1 protein-coding gene is annotated in these 804 nt (G+C 50.0%); it reads right to left on the bottom strand.

Going from position 1 to position 804, the window contains the following annotated elements; genetic code table 11:
- Positions 1-804, bottom strand: an 804-nt coding sequence (locus tag LC438_RS18955; RefSeq protein WP_223587500.1) for a hypothetical protein, incomplete at both ends; no start/stop codon positions are given.

The raw sequence follows: 804 nt of genomic DNA, 5'->3' as shown, positions 1-804 counted from the left end.
TTTTTCCCTCTCTCCTCTTTCCCCTCCCCCCTCTCCTCTTCCTTTCTCTCTTTCTTTCCTTTTCCTTTTCTTTCCTCTTTTTCCCCTTTTCCTTCCCCTTTCTTTCCTCCCCTTTCCTTCTCCCTCTCCCTCCCCTTCCTCCCTTTTCTCTCTCTTCCCTCCCCTTTCTTTCCCTCCTTTCTTCCTTTCCCTTCTTCCTTCTCCTTCCCCTCCCCCCTCCCCTTCCCCCCCTCCCTTCCTTCCTCCTTTTCTTTTTCTCTCCCTTTTCCCTCTTCCCCCTTCTTCTTCCCTTCTCTCTCCCTCCCTCTTTCCTTCCCCTCTCTTCTCTTTTCTCCCTCTCTTCTTCCTCCTTTTCCCCCTCTCCTCCTCTCTTCCTCCCTTCTCCCCTCCCCTCTCTCCTTCGCCCTTTCTTTTCTCTGTCCCTTCTTCTTCTCTTCTCTCCCTCTCTCCCTCTCCTTCTCTCCCCTCTCCTCCCTTCCTCCTTCTCTCTTTTTTCTTTCCCCCTCCCCTCTTTTTCCTCTTCTCCTTCTCCCTTCTTCTCCTTTCCTTCTTTTTCTTTCTTCTCTTCTTCTTCCTCCTCTTTTCCTTCTTTTTTCTCTTTTTCTTCTTCTTCTCCTTCTCCTCTCTTCTCTTCTTTTTTCTTCTCTCCTTCCCCCCTTTTCTCCTCCCCTTCTCCTCCTTTCCCCTCTCTCTCTCTCCTCCTCCCCCTCCTCCCTCTTTTTCTTCTTTCTTTCTCCCTCTTCTTTTCCTTCTTTTCCTCTTTTTTTCTTCTTTCTCTTCTCCCCCTCTCCTCTCCCCCTCTCC

This window comes from Microbacterium sp. OVT16B (assembly GCF_019969705.1).
Taxonomy (GTDB): domain Bacteria; phylum Actinomycetota; class Actinomycetes; order Actinomycetales; family Microbacteriaceae; genus Microbacterium; species Microbacterium natoriense.
This window is presented reverse-complemented; position numbering and strand designations above follow the sequence as displayed.